Raw genomic sequence first — 18,810 nt, 5'->3', positions numbered from 1 at the left:
ACTGTCTTTGTGTGTCATGTTATATCTTAAAGCTTCATTTTAGGCTCTTATATTGCTGATTTGCATAATAAAAAAAGTGATACGTGAGAAAATGCTATTGAGATCAGCAAAAGGAGAGTCAAATTAAATCGGCAATTCTGAGGTAAGGAAAACAGATAAAGGCGCGAGAGTCAGTGGCATACGCTGCCGGCTGACTCTCCGCTGGTCGGTCGGGTTTACTTGTTACGGCGATCAAAAACGCGCTTGGCCTTGCCCTCTGAGCGAGCCAGACGATTGGTTTCCACCACCTCGACACGGGTGCTGATCCCGATGTAGGATTTGATGTGGTGCGCCAGTTCCTTGGCTGCCGCGGCACGACTTTCGGGGGTGTCGGTTACGCCCGGTTTCAGCTCGGCACGGATGTCCACGCAGTCCAGGTTGCCATCCTTGTAAACCTCGATCTCGTAGTGAGGCGCCAGGGACTCGCACTTCAGAACCTGTTCCTCGATCTGGCTGGGGAACACGTTTACACCGCGGATGATCAGCATGTCGTCGCTGCGGCCGGTAATTTTGTCAATCCGGCGCATCGGACGCGCTGTGCCCGGGAGCAGGCGGGTGAGATCTCGGGTGCGGTAGCGCAGAATCGGCAGGGCCACCTTGGTCAATGATGTGAAGACCAGCTCACCGTATTCACCGTCAGGCAGTACTTCGCCGGTTTCCGGATTGATGATTTCCGGATAGAAGTGATCTTCCCAGATGGTCGGGCCATCTTTGGTTTCAATGCATTCCATGCCCACGCCCGGACCCATAACTTCCGACAGGCCGTAGATATCGAGAGCCTCGATGCCCAGGCGCTCCTCGATCTCTGATCGCATGGCGTTGGTCCATGGCTCTGCGCCGAAAATGCCGAGCCGCAGGGGCAGTTTATGGGGATCAATGCCCTGACGCTCCATTTCGTCGGCGATGTTCAGCATGTAGGACGGCGTTACCATGATGATGTCCGGTTCGAAATCCTTGATCAGCTGGACCTGCTTCTCGGTCTGGCCGCCAGACATCGGGATGACCGTGCAGCCAAGGCGTTCGGCGCCGTAGTGGGCGCCCAGACCGCCGGTGAAAAGGCCGTAGCCGTAAGCTACATGGACCTTGTCGCCACGGGAGCCGCCACCGGCCCGGATGGACCTCGCCACAATGTCGGCCCAGGTGTTGATATCACTCTGGGTGTAGCCGACCACGGTTGGCTTGCCGGTTGTACCACTGGAGGCGTGTACCCGCACCACATCGGACATGGGTGTGGCAAACATGCCGAATGGGTAGTTGTCCCGCAGATCCGCCTTGGTGGTGAATGGCACCTTGGCCAGGTCTTCCAGCGAGTTGATGTCCATGGGTTTCAGGCCCAGGTCATCAAACGCTTTGCGGTAAAAAGGCACGTTGGTGTAGGCATGGACAACGCTCCAGCGCAGACGCTGCAGCTGTTCGTGGCGCAGCTCATCAATGCTGGCGGTTTCCATGCGGTCAAGTTTGCCAAGTTTTTGCAGTGGTAAGGTCATGGTTCTGTCCTGCGTTGTTCTTGTCGAATAAGGGTCTTTGTTCTTGTTGACGGGTGGCTTCAGGCCACCGCATCCGTCCGTTCAATGATCAGGGCGATGCCCTGGCCAACGCCGATGCACATGGTGCAGAGGGCATACCGGGCTTTCTGGCCGGCGGCGTGGCGACGCTCCAGTTCGTTCAGGGCAGTGGTTACCAGCCGGGCGCCGCTCATGCCCAGGGGGTGGCCAAGGGCAATGGCGCCACCGTTCGGGTTTACGTGCTCGGCATCATCCGGCAGGCCGAGATCCCGGGTTACCGCCAGGGCCTGGGCTGCGAAGGCTTCATTCAGCTCAATCACATCCATATCTGCCAGTTCCAGACCAGCCGTGGCCAGAACCTTTCGGGTGGCCGGTGCCGGGCCAAAGCCCATGATCCGTGGCTCCACGCCGGCGGTTGACATGGCAACAATCCGGGCGCGGGGCTTGAGGTTGTACTGTTTGAGGGCGTCGGCTCCGGCCAGCAGCAGTGCGCAGGCGCCGTCGTTCACGCCGGAGGCATTGCCCGCAGTCACCGTGCCGTTTTCGCGGAAAGGGGTCGGCAGCGAGGCCAGCTTTTCCAGGCTGGTCTCCCGGGGATGCTCGTCGGTGTCCACCACCAGTGGGTCCTGCTTGCGGCGGGGAATGGTTACCGGCGTGATTTCAGCGGCCAGCCGGCCTTCTTTCTGGGCAGCCGCGGTGCGCTGCTGGCTGCGCAGGGCGAACGCGTCCTGGTCTTCCCGGGAAATGCCGAAGTCGGCCGCAACGTTTTCCGCCGTCTCGGGCATGGAGTCAATGCCGTATTGCTTTTTAAGTACCGGGTTTACAAAGCGCCAGCCGATGGTGGTGTCAAAAATCTCCGCCTTGCGACTGAATGCAGAGTCGGCCTTGCCCATAACGAAGGGAGCGCGGGACATGGATTCGACGCCGCCGGCAATCATCAGCTGGGTTTCGCCGGTACGGATGGCCCGGGCGGCGCTGCCGACCGCATCCATACCGGAACCGCACAGACGGTTGATGGTGCTGCCCGGTACGTCCACTGGCAGGCCTGCCAGCAGCAGGGACATGCGGGCAACGTCGCGATTGTCTTCACCAGCCTGGTTGGCGCAGCCATAGAGAACGTCGTCAATTTTCGACCAGTCCAGATCCGGATGGCGTTCGGTAAGCGCCTTGATGGGAATGGCGCCCAGGTCATCTGCCCGCACGGCGGAAAGGGCACCGCCGTAACGACCGATGGGGGTGCGGATGGCATCGACGATGTAGGCGTCTTTAAGGGTATTGTCGGTGCTCATGCAGTTTCCTCCGAATTACGTACGGTGCCACGAACCTCATAGGAGCGGCCCCGGAACAGGGCAACCTTGCGGCCGTCCTGATTGGTTAGTGTGATGTCGTAAACGCCCGTGCGGCCGCCGCGGGCCTGTTCTTCGGCGGTGGCGGTCAGCAGGTCGCCCTCCTTGGCGCCGTACATGTAATCAATGCTGCAACCGGAGGCCACGGTGGCCCGGTCATAGCTGTTACAGGCAAACGCAAATGCCGAATCGGCCAGGGTGAACAGGTAACCGCCGTGGCAGGAGCCGTGGCCCTGTATCATGTCGCCGGTGACCGTCATGGTGAGCACTGCCTTGCCCGGGGCAACGGACTCGATGTTCATGCCCAGTTTCTGGCTGGCGCGGTCCCGCGCGAACATGGCCTTGGCGCATTCTTCGGCGAGTACTTGCGGATCCATCTCGCTCATGAATAAAACCCCTTCTGTGCAAATGCGTTCTTCCGGAGCAGCAGGGCAGGGCGATAGCGGTCTTCTGCGTAGCTGGTCTGGATGTTGGTGAGCACCTTGAACACGTGGCCCGCGCCAAGGCGGTCGCTCCAGCTCAGGGGGCCGTCGGGATAGTTCAGGCCCGCTTTCATTGCTAGATCGATATCCGCGATTGTCGCCACACCGTGCAGGGCGGCATCGGCGGCTTCGTTGGCCAGCATGGCAACGGTGCGCATGATGACCAGGCCGGGGCGGTCAGCGATCAGGCTGACGGCAATACCCGCTTTCTGCAGTAAAGCACAGGCGCAGGAAACTGCTGCTTCGGAAGCCTGGTCGGCTGGCGCCAGGGCAAGCCTGGAGGCTTTGCTGTAGTCGAAGGCCAGATCAAACAGCACCAGATTGGAAACACCATCGCTGGCAGCGCGTTCCGTAGCCATTCGGCCGTCGGTGAGTGCCAGTACCGCATCGCCAAAACGGATCTGCCCCGGACCGTCGCGCTCGACAACCGTCAGGCCGGCAGCCTTGAGACGTTCCAGCAGCGGAGCAGCCGCACCGGGATTGCCCTCGGCAATGACCACGGACTCATCGGATTGATGTGCCGGCTCGGTCTTTGGCTGCGGCTTTTCCGCACTCTCGTCATAGGGATAGAATCCCTGGCCGCTCTTGCGTCCCAGGCGGCCGGCTTCCACCAGTTCTTTCTGGATCAGTGACGGCAGAAAGCGGGGGTCCTGATAATAGGAATTGAAGACCGAGTTGGTCACCGCGTAATTGACGTCGTGTCCGATCAGGTCGGTCAGCTCGAATGCGCCCATGCGGAACTGGCCGGCTTCGCGGATAATGGCATCCAGTGTAGCGGCGTCGGTGGCCTGTTCCTGCAGCAGACGGAGGCTTTCCGCGTAAAACGGACGGGCCACGCGGTTGACGATAAAGCCGGGAGTCGATGTCGCGTAGACCGGTTTCTTACCCCAGGCGGTGGCCGTGGCGTGAACGGTATCGGCAACGGTTTTGCTGGTCGCCAGACCCATGACCACTTCGACCAGCGCCATCAGGGGCGCCGGGTTGAAGAAGTGCATGCCTACCAAGCGCTCGGGTTTGTTCATTTCAGCACCGAGGGCGGTAACAGATATGGAGGAGGTGTTGGTGGCGAGGATCGCATCGGCGGTACACAGGTCTTCAAGGCTCGCCAGCAGCTGACGTTTGATCTGGAGGTCTTCGATGATGGCCTCGATCACCAGCCCGGCGTCTGCGACGTCATCAAGCTTTGCAACCGGGTGAATCCGGCCAATAACATCGTCCAGCTCCTGCTGCTGCATCTTGCCTTTGTCGACACGACGCTGAAGCTGTTTGGCGATACCGTCACGGCCGGCTTCCGCCGCGCCCTCTCTCTGGTCGTGCAGGTAAACCTGGTGGCCAGCCTGTGCGGCCACCTGGGCAATGCCAGAGCCCATGGCTCCGGCGCCGACGACGGCAACTTTGGTTTGGGTGTCCAGTGCCGGCATGGCTTATTTCCCCTTGAAGTTCGGCGTACGTTTTTCCATGAAGGCGGCAACGCCTTCGCGGTAGTCCTCGGTCTGCCCGGCCATGCGCTGAAGATCGCGCTCCAGATTGATCTGCTCTTCAAAGGTGTTGCTGGCGCTGGCGTGCAGCGCCCGCTTTATAAGCGCAAGGCCCTTGGTGGGTTGGGTCGCGAAATGGCGGGCAAGTTTCATGGTCTCTTCCATGAGTTGCTCGTTATCAACGCAGCGCCAGATCATGCCCCAGTTTTCGGCTTGCTCGGCGCTGATTTTGTCGCCGAGAAGCGCCATACCCTTGGCTCGCGCCATGCCGGCAACGCGGGGCAGTGTCCAGGTGCCACCGGAATCAGGCACCAGGCCCAGCTTGCAGAAGGCCTGAACGAAATTCGCAGAACGGGCTGCAAGAGTAATGTCGCAGGCCAGGGCGATATTGGCGCCTGCGCCGGCCGCCACGCCATTCACGGCACACAGTACCGGCATGGGCAGATCACGCAGGCTACGCATCAGCGGGTTGTAGTAGTTCTCCAGGGAAGCGCCCAGGTCCGGCATTTCCTGATCCGGCGAGACGCTGCGGTCGGAAAGGTCTTGCCCCGCGCAGAAGCCCCGACCTGAGCCGGTAATGACCAGTACACGGACAGACTCATCCTTGCGCACGGTGCTGATGGCATCGCGCATGCGTTCGTGCATTTCGACATTGAAACTGTTCAGGTTGTCCGGACGGTTCAGGGTAAGCAGAGCCACGCCCTGATCGATTTCAAGAAGAATGCTCGGCTGAGTCATGGCGTTGTTGTCCTGTTGTTTGTTGTAGGGGGATAGCGTGAAAGGTGTCCTTGATCGGCACGGTGCTATCGATCGTGGAAAATGAGTATATCTTAGAATTGATACTCGTCAAGGATTGTGCTGGCCTGGTTTTGTATCACTTTAGTCGATCGTGCTAGAGTTCGAATTCTATGTCTCTGAAAAATAGATAAAAATTTTTACAGGCTTTGGGTGAGGCAGGCAAAGGATGGTGGATTACGGACTGGAAACAGCTGCCAGGGTATGAAAAAACTCCCGGAAAAGGATAATGTGATACAGAAAATGAATCACAATAGCTTTTCGGGTCCCACGTTTCAGTCCGGTGTATGGCTGATCACTGCCGGACCTGGCCAACCAGGAGATCGCTATGCCCAGCTACAGTATAGAAGGCGTTGTTCCCGTCGTTCACCCGTCCGCCTATGTGCATCCCACTGCCGTTCTGATTGGCGATGTCTGGATTGGGCCGGATTGCTATGTTGGGCCGGCGGCTTCGTTACGTGCGGATTTCGGACGGATCGTTCTCAAGCAGGGTTCCAATGTCCAGGACACCTGCGTGATGCACGCCTTCCCGGGAATGGATACGGTTGTCGAGAAGAATGGCCATATCGGGCACGGGGCGATTCTCCACGGCTGCATCGTCGGCGAGGATGCCATGGTAGGAATGAACGCGGTGGTGATGGACGAGGCCCATATTGCCCCTCGTTCCATCGTTGGCGCCTGCGCCTTCGTAAAAGCGAAGTTCACCTGTGAGCCAGGCTCACTGATCGTTGGCTCACCGGCCAAGGTAATGCGGATGCTCAGCGATAAGGAAATTGCATGGAAGAAGAAGGGGACTGAAGAATACCAGCGGTTGACGCTTCGGTCCCTCGCCAGCTTGCAGGAAGTTCAGCCACTGGAAGAAGCAGAGCCTGATCGGGCCCGTGTCGATGCAAGTGGCTACAAGCCCAAGTACGAGCAGTCCGAGTGACAGCCGACGCCGGGTGGTGCGAGGGGCCTACAATCCGGCGTCCTTGACGTTCTCCATCACCACAAAGGTACTCGTCTGCAATACATGGGGCAGGGCCGAAATCTCTTCCCCCAGAACCTGCCGATATTCTTGCATGTTGCGGGTTCTGACTTTGAGCAGATAATCGAAATTTCCGGCAATCATGTGGCATTGCTCCACCGCCGAGACATTCTGGACGGCCTTGTTGAAGGCGGAGAGAGCGCCGCTGCTAGTGTCATTCAAAGTGACCTGGGCAAAGGCAATATGGCTGAGGCCCAGCTTCGTCTGGTTCACCAGGGCCGTGTAGCCGGTAATGAACCCCTGTTCTTCAAGGCGACGCATCCGAACCTGGCAGGGGGTTTTGGAGAGGCCCACCCGGGACGCAAGCTCGGTTACCGTAATCCGGGAGTTCTTCTGCAGCTCGCGGATAATGGATTGGTCTATTCGATCCAAATCGGCCATGTTGTCTGTTCCGGGTTAAATTAACGGCTAAATGATGTGCCAAATATAATCGAAACTCCTCTAATCCGAAACTATATGGTCTAAGTGACTTTCTGGGCTTGCGTATACTGGTAGCTCAATCAGCCCAGTGTGAATGTTGACCAAGTCCGGAGAGTTTCGATGACCGATTCCCGCGCATTACAAAAACAAACCCTGCTGGAACAGCTTGCCGACGTCCTCCAGAACCAGGCGTCTGACAACGACGACTCCCTCGAGCTCCGGGAGATCGTGGCCCGGATGGTGGAGGAATCCCGATCCTGGGACGACGACCTGCATGGCGAGCTGGTCCGGAGTTTTGGAGATTCGATTGGCGGGCGCTACGCCCAGGTGTTCAGTGGCGGTTTTCCCTCCGCCTACCGGGCAAGATTTGCGGTGGCTGAAGCCCTGGCCGATATCGAGCAGATCCAGTCCATCGCGGTGAGCACCGATGTCCCCATGCGCTTTTACCAGCCGCGGGATTCGGCCGAGACGGGATTCCACTTTAAACTCTACAGCGAAGGCCAGCCGGTCGTTCTCTCAGACGTTATCCCGATTCTGGAGAACCTGGGAATGCGTGTTCTCGGTGAGCATCCCTATCGGGTCCGTCGCCGGGATGGCGAAACTTTCGGGGTCAGTGATTTTACCGTAGAGCTCCACGACAGGTGCCGAGCCGCCGATCTGGGCACTGCCAGGCCGTTGATCCAGTCAGCGTTCCGGGAAATCTGGAACGGCTTTGCCGAAAACGACGATTTTAATCAGCTGATCATGTTGTGCGGCCTCGGCTGGCGTGAAGTGGCGTTGATCAGGGCCTATGCCCGCTACATCAAGCAGATTCGATTCGGTTTCAGTCAGCCCTTCATTGCAGAAACACTTGCCCGTCATCCGGATATTACCTCGCGGCTGGTTGCATTCTTCTTCAGTCGCTTCGAGCCCAATATCAAAGGTCGGAAGGGAAAAGCCGAAAGGCTGGAGGCTGAGCTTCGGGATTCCCTCGAAGCCGTGGCAAGCCTGGACGACGACCGCATTCTTCGGCGCTTCTTTATGCTCATCCGGGCAACGCTTCGAACCAACTATTTTCAGACCCGGGAGGATGGAGGGTTTCCTTCCTACCTGTCGCTCAAGCTGGATCCGTCGTCGATTCCGGATATTCCACGCCCGACGCCGAAGTTCGAGATTTTTGTCTATTCGCCGCGGATTGAAGGCGTGCACCTGCGCTCGGGGCCGGTGGCCAGGGGCGGGCTTCGTTGGTCTGACCGGATTGAGGATTACCGCACGGAGATTCTTGGTCTGGTGAAAGCCCAGCAGGTGAAGAACTCGGTGATCGTGCCCGCGGGCGCCAAGGGTGGCTTCGTGGTGAAACAGCCGCCACGTGACGGCTCACGGGAGTCTCTGCGGGAGGAAGGTGTCGCCTGCTATCAGACCTTTATAAGAGGGCTTTTGGACATCACCGACAACCTGGATGATGGTCAGGTCGTCCCCCCGCATAATGTGGTTCGATATGACGGCGACGATACCTATCTGGTGGTCGCCGCCGATAAAGGCACTGCCACGTTTTCCGATATAGCCAACACACTGGCAGCCGAGTACCGGTTCTGGCTGGGCGATGCTTTTGCCTCTGGCGGCAGCGAGGGGTATGACCACAAGAAAATGGGCATTACAGCCCGGGGCGCCTGGGAATCGGTAAAGCGGCATTTCCTCGAAGAAGGCACGGATACCCAGTCCGATGAGTTCACGGTGGTCGGTATCGGTGACATGGGTGGGGATGTGTTTGGCAACGGGATGCTGCTGTCAGACCGGATTCGCCTCGTGGGTGCGTTCAACCACCAGCATATTTTTGTGGACCCGAATCCGGATGCCGCGGCGTCGTTTCGCGAGCGACAGCGACTGTTCAATCTGCCTGGCTCCTCCTGGGCCGATTATGACACCGGGTTGATCAGCGATGGCGGCGGGGTGTTCTCGCGTTCCATGAAATCCATCCCGGTGTCTGCGCAAATGCGTAAGGTGCTGGGCATAAAGGCTCGAAGCCTGTCGCCGGCGGATCTGATCAGCGCTCTGCTGAAAGCACCCGTAGACATGCTGTGGAACGGTGGCATTGGTACCTATGTGAAAGCACCCTCGGAGTCCCACGAGGATGTGGGCGACAAAACCAATGACGCTCTGCGTATCGACAGCACCGAGCTGCGCTGCAAAGCTCTTGGTGAAGGCGGCAATCTGGGTGTGACCCAGAAGGCCCGGATCGACTTCGCCCGTCGCGGCGGCTCCGTGAACAGCGATTTTATCGACAATGCCGGTGGCGTCGACTGCTCGGACCACGAGGTAAATATCAAGATCCTGCTCAACGACCTGGTGCATCGGCAGTTGATGTCGCTTCCGGAGCGAAACCGGATGCTCAGGGCCATGACCCCGGAAGTGGCTGAGCTTGTTCTCCGCAACAATTACCGGCAGGCCATGGCGCTCAGCCTGGCCCAGAACCCGGCGGTTGCCACTGTTGACCAGTATGATCGCCTGATGCGCAGGCTTGAAGCTGAGGGAAAGCTGGACCGTGGTCTTGAATTTCTGCCTTCTGACGAGGAGTTGCAGGCCCGCCGAGAACACGGGGGAGGTCTGACACGGCCGGAGCTGGCGGTTCTGGTTTCCTACGCAAAGATTGAGCTCAAGCAGGCCCTGGTTGCATCGCCAATCGTCCATGACACGCGCTTTAACTCAGCGCTGCACTCGGCCTTTCCTGCCTCCCTGCTGGCCGCTTTCCCGGAAGCGGTCGAGTCTCATCCCCTGCGTGCAGAAATCTCGGCCACGCAGATTGCCAACGATATGGTGAACCGTATGGGTATCACCTGGTTCGACCGTATTCGCAGTGCCACGGGGGCAGATGTCGGCCGGATAGCTGCGGCCTACCTGATCTCCCTGCGAATTCATGACGTAGACGCCCATTGGGAGGCTATGGAATCACTGGATGGAAAAGTCAGCGCAGACGTTCAGGCAGATCTGTTTGCCGACGCCATCCGACTGGTTACCCGCAGCACCAGTTGGCTGCTGCAGAACCGCCGGCAGGCATTGGACCCGGTTTCTTGCATTGATCATTACCGGGCCCCGATGTCGGACGTTTTGGCCTCCAGAAGCCGTCTTGAATCGGTGATTCCTGCAAGTCGGTGGTATGACCGCTATGCTGAGTACTGTGAGCGGATGGTTCCCGAGGACTTATCGGCCTGGTGTGCGTCCGCAGAAAGCCGCTACTGGCTGATGGATATGATCGAGATCTCCCGTCAGCTGGGTGAGGACCTGGAATCCGTAGCCTGGGTCTATTTCACTCTTGGTGAAAGTCTGAACCTGACCTGGCTGGATCGGCAGATGCGAGCGTTCCGGGCGAATGGCCACTGGCAGGTACTGGCGACCATTCATTTCCGCGACGAGTTGGATCATCAGTTGCGGAACCTGACGTTCAGCGTGTTTTCCGAGCCGGTGGAAGGTGAGGGAACGCCGGAAAGCCGTCTCGAGTCCTGGCGCGAGGACAAGCGGATGTTGCTCGCCCGTTGGGAGCGGATGCTGAACGACATGCAGGCCGCCAATGATGTGGATTGTGCTGTTTTCTCGGTGGCACATGGCGTCCTCAGAGAGCTGGCAATGAAAGCCGCTTAGAGGGCGATGAGAGGCAAAACGCCCTAAAGATAAGGTTTTGGAAGAAAAATATTAAATTTTTATTATCTAAAAAAGCCGTAATGGGGCGCTTGTCCGAATTTTATAGAGAAATAGTCTTTGTTGATCTCGGTAGAATGCGGGAGAGACAAACAACTAAGAGGGTACAACTATGAGACCGCAGCAATCACAGACGCCCGAGCTTGTCGATAGCCGGCAGGCGATTCGTGATTATTATCTCGCTGACGAGCACAAGGTTATCCACGAGATGATTGCTGGTGCCCAGTTGTCCCAGGCCGAGCGCGATGCTATCTCTGCCCGTGCGGCTGAACTGGTGCGTAGCGTTCGCAAGAATGCCAAGTCCACCATCATGGAAAAATTCCTGGCGGAGTATGGTCTGACCACCAAGGAAGGCGTGGCACTGATGTGTCTGGCGGAGGCGCTGTTGCGTGTGCCTGACAACACGACCATCCATGAATTGATCGAGGATAAGATCACCTCCGGCGCCTGGGGTACCCACGTGGGCAAGGCGTCGTCTGGACTGATCAACACGGCCACGGTCGCCTTGCTGATGACCAGCAATCTGCTGAAGGATTCAGAGCGCAATACCGTGGGCGAAACCCTGCGGAAACTCCTCAAGCGCTTTGGTGAGCCGGTCATCCGCACCGTTGCCGGCCAGGCCATGAAGGAAATGGGCCGTCAGTTCGTGCTGGGCCGTGATATCGAGGAAGCCCAGGATGAAGCCAAGGAATACATGGCCAAGGGCTATACCTATTCCTACGACATGCTGGGTGAAGCCGCCCGCACCGATGATGACGCCAAGCGTTACTACGACTCCTATTCCAATGCCATCGATAGTATTGCCAAGGCGAGCAAGGGCGATGTCCGTAAGAATCCCGGCATCTCTGTAAAACTCTCTGCCCTGTTGGCCCGTTACGAATACGGCAACAAAGAGCGGGTGATGAACGAACTGCTGCCCCGGGCCCGCGAACTGGTCAAAAAGGCAGCGGCCGCCAATATGGGTTTCAACATCGACGCCGAGGAGCAGGATCGTCTGGATCTTTCCCTTGATGTGATCGAAGCACTGGTTGCCGATCCCGAGCTTGCGAACTGGGATGGCTTCGGCGTGGTGGTCCAGGCCTACGGCAAGCGTTCGTCGTTCGTGATCGACTGGCTTTACGGCCTGGCTGAAAAATACGACCGCAAATTCATGGTGCGACTGGTGAAGGGCGCCTACTGGGATGCCGAAATCAAACGTGCCCAAGTAATGGGCCTGGACGGCTTCCCCGTGTTCACTCGCAAGGCCTGTAGCGACGTGTCGTTCCTGTCCTGCGCCACCAAGCTGCTGAACATGACGAACCGCATTTACCCGCAGTTCGCCACCCACAACGCCCATTCAGTTTCCTCCATTCTGGAAATGGCCAAAACCAAGGGTGTGGACAACTACGAGTTCCAGCGTCTGCATGGCATGGGCGAGTCACTGCACAATGAGGTTCTGAAAGTCAGTGGCGTGCCTTGTCGCATCTATGCGCCTGTTGGCCCACACAAGGATCTGCTGGCATACCTGGTGCGTCGCCTGCTGGAGAACGGTGCCAATAGTTCCTTCGTGAACCAGATCGTGGACACCAGCATTACCCCCGAGGAAATTGCCAAGGATCCAATTGTCAGCGTTGAGCAGATGGGTAAAAACATCTCCAGCAAGGCGATCGTTCATCCGTTCAAACTGTTTGGCGATCAGCGTCGCAACTCCAAGGGCTGGGATATCACCGATCCGGTAACGGTTAACGAGATCGAGAAGGGTCGCGGTGCCTACAAGGACTATCGCTGGAAGGGCGGTCCGGTGATTGCCGGCGAAGTGGCCGGCACCGAAGTGCAGGTAGTGCGTAACCCCGCCGATCCGGACGATCTGGTCGGCCATGTAACCCAGGCCTCGGACGCTGATGTGGACACCGCGATTACCGCTGCTGCAGCTGCGTTCAAAAGCTGGTCCGGGAAGTCCGCTGAAGAGCGCGCAGCGTGCGTTCGTAAGGTCGGCGACCTGTATGAGGAGAACTACGAAGAGTTGTTCGCCCTCACCACCCGTGAAGCGGGGAAATCGCTGCTGGATGCGGTGGCGGAAATCCGTGAGGCGGTCGACTTCTCCCAGTATTACGCCAACGAGGCCATCCGCTATAAAGACAGTGGCGATGCCCGCGGTGTCATGGTGTGTATTTCCCCCTGGAACTTCCCGCTGGCCATCTTCACCGGGCAGATCCTGGCCAACCTGGCCGCAGGTAACACCGTGGTGGCCAAGCCGGCGGAGCAGACTTCGCTGTTGGCCATTCGCGCAGTGGAACTGATGCACCAGGCCGGTATCCCGACGGGTGCCATCCAGTTGGTGCCGGGCACCGGCGCCACCGTGGGTGCGGCCCTGACCTCTGATTCCCGTGTCAGTGGCGTATGCTTCACCGGCTCTACCGCCACCGCTCAGCGCATCAACAAGGTGATGACCGAGAACATGGCGCCGGACGCGCCGCTGGTGGCGGAAACCGGTGGTCTCAACGCCATGATCGTGGATTCCACGGCACTGCCGGAGCAGGTGGTGCGCGATGTACTGGCCTCCTCTTTCCAGAGTGCCGGCCAGCGTTGTTCGGCCCTGCGCATGCTTTATGTGCAGAAAGATATTGCCGATGGTCTGCTAGAGATGCTGTACGGCGCCATGGAAGAACTGGGTATCGGTGACCCCTGGTTGCTGTCTACGGATGTGGGGCCGGTGATCGACGAGAATGCCCGCAAGAAAATTGTGGACCATTGCGACAAGTTCGAGCGCAACGGCAAGCTCCTGAAGAAGCTGAAAGTTCCCGAGAAAGGGCTGTTTGTTTCTCCTGCGGTCCTCAGTGTCAGTGGTATTGAGGAACTGGAAGAGGAGATCTTCGGGCCGGTATTGCATGTGGCCACGTTCGAGGCGAAGAATATCGACAAGGTGGTGGATGACATCAATGCCAAGGGCTACGGTCTGACGTTTGGTATCCACAGTCGTGTTGATCGCCGGGTTGAGCGCATCTCCAGCCGGATCAAGGTGGGTAACACCTATGTAAACCGGAACCAGATCGGCGCCATCGTGGGCTCCCAGCCCTTCGGTGGTGAAGGCCTTTCCGGCACAGGTCCCAAGGCTGGTGGTCCCCAGTATGTTCGTCGTTTCCTGAAAGGTGAAACGGTTGAGCGTGAGGCGGATTCCGGCGCCAGGAAAGTGGATGCCAAGCAGTTGCAGAAGCTGATCGGCCAGCTGGATAAGCTGAAGGCGCCCAAGCCGGATGCCCGCATGGAGGCCATCAAGCCTATCTTCGGGGACGTTCCGGCGCCGCTCGACGCTCACGTGGAAGAGCTGCCCGGGCCAACCGGTGAGACCAACCGCCTGACCAACCATGCCCGTGGTGTGGTGGTGTGTCTGGGGCCGGATAAGGAAACCGCTCTGGAGCAGGCCGGCACCGCGTTGTCACAAGGTAATATGGTGGTGGTGATTGCGCCGGGTGTTCAGGACACCGTGGACCAGGCCGCCAATGCCGGACTGCCAATCACTGGCGCGGAAGGTCTGCTGGAGCCGGAGGCACTGGCAACCGTCGACGGCTTCGAGGCGGTGGTCAGCTGCGGCGTTCAGTCTTTGCTGAAGGCCTATCGTGAGGCATTGGCCAAGCGTGATGGCGCGTTGCTGCCGCTGATTACAGAGCACACCCTGGATCAGCGGTTTGTGATCGAACGTCACCTGTGTGTCGACACAACTGCAGCGGGCGGTAACGCCAGCCTGATTGCCGCCTCCGAATAATCGGCAGCAATCAGTAACAAACGCGCCCGGCGTCAGTCAGCCCTGATGCCGGGCGCGTTTGTTTTTAAGCGTTGGTTAAACAGCATCCGGCGGCCTTCGGCCTCGGCGACGTCCGAAAGATAGAAACTCACCGATGCCCCCGGCCCCCTCTGAGCCAGAAGACCCGCATCCAGGGCACTCAGGCAGCCGATTTTCGGGTAGCCGCCAATGGTTTGCCGATCCTTCATAAGAACAATCGGCTGGCCGTCGCTGGGCACCTGAATGGCGCCATAGGCAATCCCCTCCGAGACAATCCCGTTCAGGTCCGAATGAATGGCGTCGCCCTTCAGGCGATAGCCCATGCGGTCGATATTCTGGCTGATTTCATAGTCGCACGAGAAAAATTTCATTCGCTGAACGGCAGGGAAGCTTTCGTATTGGTAGCCTGGAATAACGCCCAGACGAAGATGTTGCTGGTAATCGGGGATGTCTGATTCGGGCAGAAACGCCTCGACAAATGCTGCGTTTGTCTCAAACTCCAACCTATCACCTTTTGCCAGCTTCGCTCCCTGGCCATTGATACCGCCCAGGCCTTCCCGGCTGACGGTAGCGCAACTGCCCAGTTTCATGGCTGGCTTGAATCCGCCGCTGACCGCCAGGTAGGCCCGCAGGCCGCTCATCGGCGCAGTGAAGTCCAGCCGGTCACCCGCGCTGATCTGATGGGTGCGCCAGGGCTCAATGGCCCGACCATTGATGCGGGCGCCCAGATCGCCGCCGGTAATGGCAATGCAGGCATCATGGTTCGCCTTCAGGCTGAACCTGCCAAAGGTGATTTCGATCTGGGGGGCATTGAGATCATTGTTCAGCAGTCGGTTCGCCCAGAAAAACGCAAACTCGTCCATGGGGCCGCCGGTTGTCACCCCCATATGCTGGTAGCCGTAGCGGCCGGCATCCTGAACAAGGGCGAGCATTCCGGGTTCGAGGACTTCAAAGCTCATCAAGGTTGCCTCCCAGCTCGAGGAATTCGTCCCGGCTGATGGCGCGAAAGCGGACCTGATCGCCCACCTGTACCAGCGCCAGCGAGTCGCTGTCCCAATCAACCATTTTCTGCGGCGTGCGACCAATGATCTGCCAGCCACCGGGCGTGCAGCTCGGGTAGATTGCGGTTTGAGTGCCTGCGATGCCGACACTGCCGGTAGGGACTTTCAGTCGGGGCGTGGATTTCCGGGGAATGGCAATCCGATCATCGGTACTTCCCAGGTAGGCAAACCCCGGAGCAAAGCCGATGGCGTAGACCTGATAAAGCTGTTCACTGTGAATGCGAACGACCTCGTCCCGGGACAGGCCGGCATGCTCGCAGACATCCTTCAGGTCCAGCCCCACTTCCGGATCATAGTAGACGGGCAGCTCGACGATCCGGGCTGAATCGTCCTCGGTGGAATTATTGTCGTCGGCGTCTATCACTTCGCGCACCCTGCGGGTGATGGCAAACCGATCAGCCTTTTCCAGATCCCAGGTCACCAGGATCGACGTGTAAGACGGCACCAGGTCGATGATGAGGTCTGACATATCGCGCCGCAGCCGGTCGCTGGCCTGTTTGACCAGGCCCGCAGATTTCGCCCCAATCTGGTCGCCAAAATACACCATGCAGGTGTTTTCGTTGACCGACTCGATCTTCATAGTGCCTCAACAACCTTCCGCATGTGCCGCGCCGCATCGACGGCATGGTAGCTGTCACCGTGAATACAGATTGTATCGGCCTTGATCGGAATGCGTTTGCCTGAAATTGAGGTGACAGTGCCGTCCCGGATAATCTGGGTGACCTGTTCTTCAATGGCTTCTGTGGTTTCGTGGACGGCACCGCGTACCGACCGTTTTACCAGTTTGCCCTCGTCGCTGTACGCGCGATCGGAAAAGGCCTCGAACCAGACCTCAATACCGTACTCATCCGCCCGGTCCTTGACCTGTTGCCATTCGGGGGTTGCCATAACCACCAGCGGGCATTGCGGCGCATAAGAGCGCACTGCGGACATAACAACGGATAGCGTGGTGTTGTCCACCATCATCCGGTTATAGAGAGCCCCGTGGGGCTTCACGTAGGAAATGGAGGTGCCATGCACCTGACAGATCCCGTTCAGTGCGGCCATCTGGTAAACCAGGATGGCCTTGAGCTCGTCCGGCCGGCAGTCCATGTCGCGGCGGCCGAAACCGAGAAGGTCCGGGTAGCCGGGGTGGGCGCCGATGGTGACGTTCTGGGCCAATGCCAGCTTGACCGTGTGATCCATGGTCAGCGGGTCGGATGCATGAAACCCGCAGGCAATGCTGGCCATATCAATGTAGGGCATGACTTCGGCATCCATACCCTTGGTCCAGGTGCCGAAGCTCTCACCCATATCGCAGTTGAGTTTCATTGTGTACCTCCGAAAAACGTTGTTGCCTGCGTCATCCCTGGCTCATGGTCTGGGGCAGGTAAGTGACAATCTCCGGGAACCAGCCGATCAGGAAAAGCGCCGCCATGATCAGCAGGAAGAACGGCAGGGCTGCCCGGGCCACATAGAGTATGTCCTTACCGGTCAGTGCCTGGATGACGAACAGGTTGAAGCCAACCGGGGGCGTAATCTGTGCCATTTCAACTACCAGTACAATAAAGATTCCGAACCAGAGCAAATCAATGCCAGCCTGCTGAACCATTGGCATGACAACCGCGACAGTCAGAACCACGACTGAAATTCCGTCGAGAAAACAGCCGAGAAGGACGAACAGCACTGTCAGGCCGATCAGCAGCTCGAACGGCGACAGGGACATGCTGCCGATCCAGGCGGCCAGTTCCCGCGGAATACCCAGGAAGCCCATGGCCAGGGTCAGAAAGTGGGCACCGACGAGAATCAGGCCGATCATGCAGGAGCTTTTCACAGCCCCCAACAGGCTGTCCTTGAAACTCTGGATGCTGAGTGAACCGGTTGCGGCCGCGATGATCAGTGCGCCGAACACACCCAGTGCAGCGGCTTCGGTTGGCGTGGCAAAACCGGTATAGATAGAACCGAGTACGAAAATGATCAGGCCAACGATCGGAAGCAGCATCTTCAGGGCCTTGATCTTGACCGAGAACGCCAGGTTTTCCTTTTTGGTGGTTGGCAACTGATCCTTGTTGAGCTTGGCCCAGATCATGGTGTAACCCATGAACATGGCAACCAGCATCAGGCCGGGCAGAGCACCGGCAATAAACAGGCGGCCAATGGAAACTTCCGCGGCCACGCCATAAACAATCAGAATAATGGAGGGCGGAATCAACAGCCCCAGCGTGCCGGAGCCGGCCAGAGTGCCTACCGCCATCTTGTCGCTGTAACCCTGGGCTTTCAGTTCCGGCAGAGTCATTCGCCCAATGGTTGCGGCCGTGGCTGCGGAAGAGCCGGAAACAGCCGCGAAAATGCCACAACTCAGAATGTTTACATGGAGCAGTTTGCCCGGCAGTCCGCCCATCCAGGGGGCCAGGCCTTTGAACAAATCCTCGGACAGTCGTGTACGGAACAGAACCTCCCCCATCCAGATGAACATGGGCAGGGCCGTCAGAGACCAGCTGGTGCTGGCGCCCCAACTGGACGTGGCGAACAGCAGGCCGATCTGATCGTTGCCGGACAGCAGCAGGCCCAGAACGCCTACCCCAACCAGGGTCAGGGAGACCCACACGCCTACGGCAAGCATCAGGATCATCGCAACTGCCAGGACAATGGAGAGAAATGCGATATCCATTACACTTCCTCCAGATTGAGCTCGTCTTCATGCTGCTGGTAGGACGGTGTGCGCTTGCGAATCACGGCAACCAGGTCGTCCAGGATGGCAATGTTGAGTGCCGTCATGCCCAGTGCAACCGGAACCTGCGGTATCCAGATGGGGATCGGGATATAGCCGTGGGACACCTCCTCGAAGATGTAGGACTCCCACACCATGTGCCAGCAATAGAACGTCATGTAGCAGGCGAGCCCGAACCCGAAAACAAGTACGACCAGCTCCTGCCAGAATCTCGGCCGTGCCGACCACTTCTGGATAACCAGAGTGACGCGGATATGGCCGCCGTTATGAAAGGTGTAGGCAAGACCGAAGAAAGTGGAGGCGGCAAGAGCCCAGCCGGACACGTCTTCCGCTGAGGGAATGATAAAGCCGAACAGGCGGCCGACGATCTGGGCCAGAATAACGACCATGATCAGGGCGATGCAGAAACCAGCAGCGTAGCCGGATGCCAGATAAAATTTCTCTCGAAGAGAGTTCATAACGGATGCCTCCCGGAACAGCCTCCCGAAGACTCAGGAGGCTTCCGTTGAGTGAAC

Annotated in this window: 14 protein-coding genes; 3 read left to right on the top strand and 11 right to left on the bottom strand. The window is 58.4% G+C overall.

Annotation, left to right across the window (positions count from 1 at the left end; all coding sequences use genetic code 11):
* Window positions 1-215 precede the first annotated feature (215 nt).
* Genes paaK through paaG form a run of 5 tightly spaced genes read right to left on the bottom strand, consistent with a single transcriptional unit; the run spans window position 216 to window position 5,588 of the window.
* Complete coding sequence (paaK, locus tag A8B84_RS04430; RefSeq protein WP_064228184.1) at window positions 216-1,526, bottom strand: phenylacetate--CoA ligase PaaK; 1,311 nt, start codon at window positions 1,524-1,526, stop codon at window positions 216-218.
* A 59-nt stretch (window positions 1,527-1,585) separates the two neighbouring features.
* Window positions 1,586-2,833: a 3-oxoadipyl-CoA thiolase gene (pcaF, locus tag A8B84_RS04425; protein WP_064228185.1), complete on the bottom strand. Its 1,248-nt coding sequence runs from the start codon at window positions 2,831-2,833 to the stop codon at window positions 1,586-1,588.
* A complete protein-coding gene (gene paaI / locus A8B84_RS04420; RefSeq protein WP_014577964.1) occupies window positions 2,830-3,276 on the bottom strand; it encodes a hydroxyphenylacetyl-CoA thioesterase PaaI in 447 nt (148 codons plus the stop codon). The genes pcaF and paaI overlap by 4 nt, the downstream gene beginning before the upstream one ends.
* Window positions 3,273-4,793, bottom strand: a complete 1,521-nt coding sequence (paaH, locus tag A8B84_RS04415; protein WP_064228186.1) for a 3-hydroxyacyl-CoA dehydrogenase PaaH — start codon at window positions 4,791-4,793, stop codon at window positions 3,273-3,275. The genes paaI and paaH overlap by 4 nt, the downstream gene beginning before the upstream one ends.
* Window positions 4,794-4,796: 3 nt before the next feature.
* Window positions 4,797-5,588, bottom strand: a complete 792-nt coding sequence (gene paaG / locus A8B84_RS04410) for a 2-(1,2-epoxy-1,2-dihydrophenyl)acetyl-CoA isomerase PaaG (protein WP_008173811.1) — start codon at window positions 5,586-5,588, stop codon at window positions 4,797-4,799.
* 385 nt (window positions 5,589-5,973) lie between these two features.
* On the opposite strand from paaG, the gene paaY reads away from it, so the two are divergent.
* Window positions 5,974-6,573 (top strand): phenylacetic acid degradation protein PaaY, encoded by a 600-nt coding sequence (paaY, locus tag A8B84_RS04405; RefSeq protein ID WP_064228187.1) that lies wholly within the window; start codon window positions 5,974-5,976, stop codon window positions 6,571-6,573.
* Window positions 6,574-6,600: 27 nt separating this feature from the next.
* On the opposite strand, the gene A8B84_RS04400 is transcribed toward paaY, so the two are convergent.
* On the bottom strand, window positions 6,601-7,053 hold the full coding sequence (locus A8B84_RS04400) for an Lrp/AsnC ligand binding domain-containing protein (RefSeq protein ID WP_064228188.1): 453 nt from the start codon (window positions 7,051-7,053) through the stop codon (window positions 6,601-6,603).
* A 159-nt stretch (window positions 7,054-7,212) separates the two neighbouring features.
* Here A8B84_RS04400 and A8B84_RS04395 point away from each other — a divergent pair, with 159 nt between their 5' ends.
* On the top strand, window positions 7,213-10,707 hold the full coding sequence (locus tag A8B84_RS04395; protein WP_064228189.1) for an NAD-glutamate dehydrogenase: 3,495 nt from the start codon (window positions 7,213-7,215) through the stop codon (window positions 10,705-10,707).
* A 169-nt stretch (window positions 10,708-10,876) separates the two neighbouring features.
* Window positions 10,877-14,506: a bifunctional proline dehydrogenase/L-glutamate gamma-semialdehyde dehydrogenase PutA gene (gene putA / locus A8B84_RS04390; protein WP_064228190.1), complete on the top strand. Its 3,630-nt coding sequence runs from the start codon at window positions 10,877-10,879 to the stop codon at window positions 14,504-14,506.
* A gap of 32 nt (window positions 14,507-14,538) precedes the next feature.
* Here the strand turns inward: putA and A8B84_RS04385 are convergent, their stop codons facing one another.
* From A8B84_RS04385 to A8B84_RS04365, 5 genes are read right to left on the bottom strand one after another with little or no spacing between them, the layout of a single operon-like run.
* Complete coding sequence (locus A8B84_RS04385) at window positions 14,539-15,483, bottom strand: biotin-dependent carboxyltransferase family protein (RefSeq protein ID WP_064228191.1); 945 nt, start codon at window positions 15,481-15,483, stop codon at window positions 14,539-14,541.
* Window positions 15,473-16,165: a 5-oxoprolinase subunit PxpB gene (gene pxpB / locus A8B84_RS04380; RefSeq protein ID WP_064228192.1), complete on the bottom strand. Its 693-nt coding sequence runs from the start codon at window positions 16,163-16,165 to the stop codon at window positions 15,473-15,475. The genes A8B84_RS04385 and pxpB overlap by 11 nt, the downstream gene beginning before the upstream one ends.
* Window positions 16,162-16,896, bottom strand: a complete 735-nt coding sequence (locus A8B84_RS04375) for a 5-oxoprolinase subunit PxpA (RefSeq protein WP_064228193.1) — start codon at window positions 16,894-16,896, stop codon at window positions 16,162-16,164. Before A8B84_RS04375 ends, pxpB begins: the two co-directional genes overlap by 4 nt.
* Before the next feature lie 31 nt (window positions 16,897-16,927).
* Window positions 16,928-18,235, bottom strand: coding sequence for a TRAP transporter large permease (locus A8B84_RS04370; RefSeq protein WP_064228194.1), 1,308 nt, complete (start codon window positions 18,233-18,235; stop codon window positions 16,928-16,930).
* The gene (locus A8B84_RS04365; RefSeq protein WP_064228195.1) at window positions 18,235-18,753 is read right to left on the bottom strand and encodes a TRAP transporter small permease; all 519 of its coding nucleotides are present in this window, start codon (window positions 18,751-18,753) and stop codon (window positions 18,235-18,237) included. The genes A8B84_RS04370 and A8B84_RS04365 overlap by 1 nt, the downstream gene beginning before the upstream one ends.
* Window positions 18,754-18,810: the final 57 nt, after the last annotated feature.

The organism is Marinobacter sp. EhC06, from assembly GCF_001650915.1.
Taxonomy (GTDB): Bacteria; Pseudomonadota; Gammaproteobacteria; order Pseudomonadales; family Oleiphilaceae; genus Marinobacter.
This window is presented reverse-complemented; position numbering and strand designations above follow the sequence as displayed.

Coding starts and splice junctions, on each gene's coding strand:
- paaK (WP_064228184.1), bottom strand. CDS start 1,526: ATGACCTTACCACTGCAAAAACTTGGCAAACTTGACCGCATGGAAACC.
- pcaF (WP_064228185.1), bottom strand. CDS start 2,833: ATGAGCACCGACAATACCCTTAAAGACGCCTACATCGTCGATGCCATC.
- paaI (WP_014577964.1), bottom strand. CDS start 3,276: ATGAGCGAGATGGATCCGCAAGTACTCGCCGAAGAATGCGCCAAGGCC.
- paaH (WP_064228186.1), bottom strand. CDS start 4,793: ATGCCGGCACTGGACACCCAAACCAAAGTTGCCGTCGTCGGCGCCGGA.
- paaG (WP_008173811.1), bottom strand. CDS start 5,588: ATGACTCAGCCGAGCATTCTTCTTGAAATCGATCAGGGCGTGGCTCTG.
- paaY (WP_064228187.1), top strand. CDS start 5,974: ATGCCCAGCTACAGTATAGAAGGCGTTGTTCCCGTCGTTCACCCGTCC.
- A8B84_RS04400 (WP_064228188.1), bottom strand. CDS start 7,053: ATGGCCGATTTGGATCGAATAGACCAATCCATTATCCGCGAGCTGCAG.
- A8B84_RS04395 (WP_064228189.1), top strand. CDS start 7,213: ATGACCGATTCCCGCGCATTACAAAAACAAACCCTGCTGGAACAGCTT.
- putA (WP_064228190.1), top strand. CDS start 10,877: ATGAGACCGCAGCAATCACAGACGCCCGAGCTTGTCGATAGCCGGCAG.
- A8B84_RS04385 (WP_064228191.1), bottom strand. CDS start 15,483: ATGAGCTTTGAAGTCCTCGAACCCGGAATGCTCGCCCTTGTTCAGGAT.
- pxpB (WP_064228192.1), bottom strand. CDS start 16,165: ATGAAGATCGAGTCGGTCAACGAAAACACCTGCATGGTGTATTTTGGC.
- A8B84_RS04375 (WP_064228193.1), bottom strand. CDS start 16,896: ATGAAACTCAACTGCGATATGGGTGAGAGCTTCGGCACCTGGACCAAG.
- A8B84_RS04370 (WP_064228194.1), bottom strand. CDS start 18,235: ATGGATATCGCATTTCTCTCCATTGTCCTGGCAGTTGCGATGATCCTG.
- A8B84_RS04365 (WP_064228195.1), bottom strand. CDS start 18,753: ATGAACTCTCTTCGAGAGAAATTTTATCTGGCATCCGGCTACGCTGCT.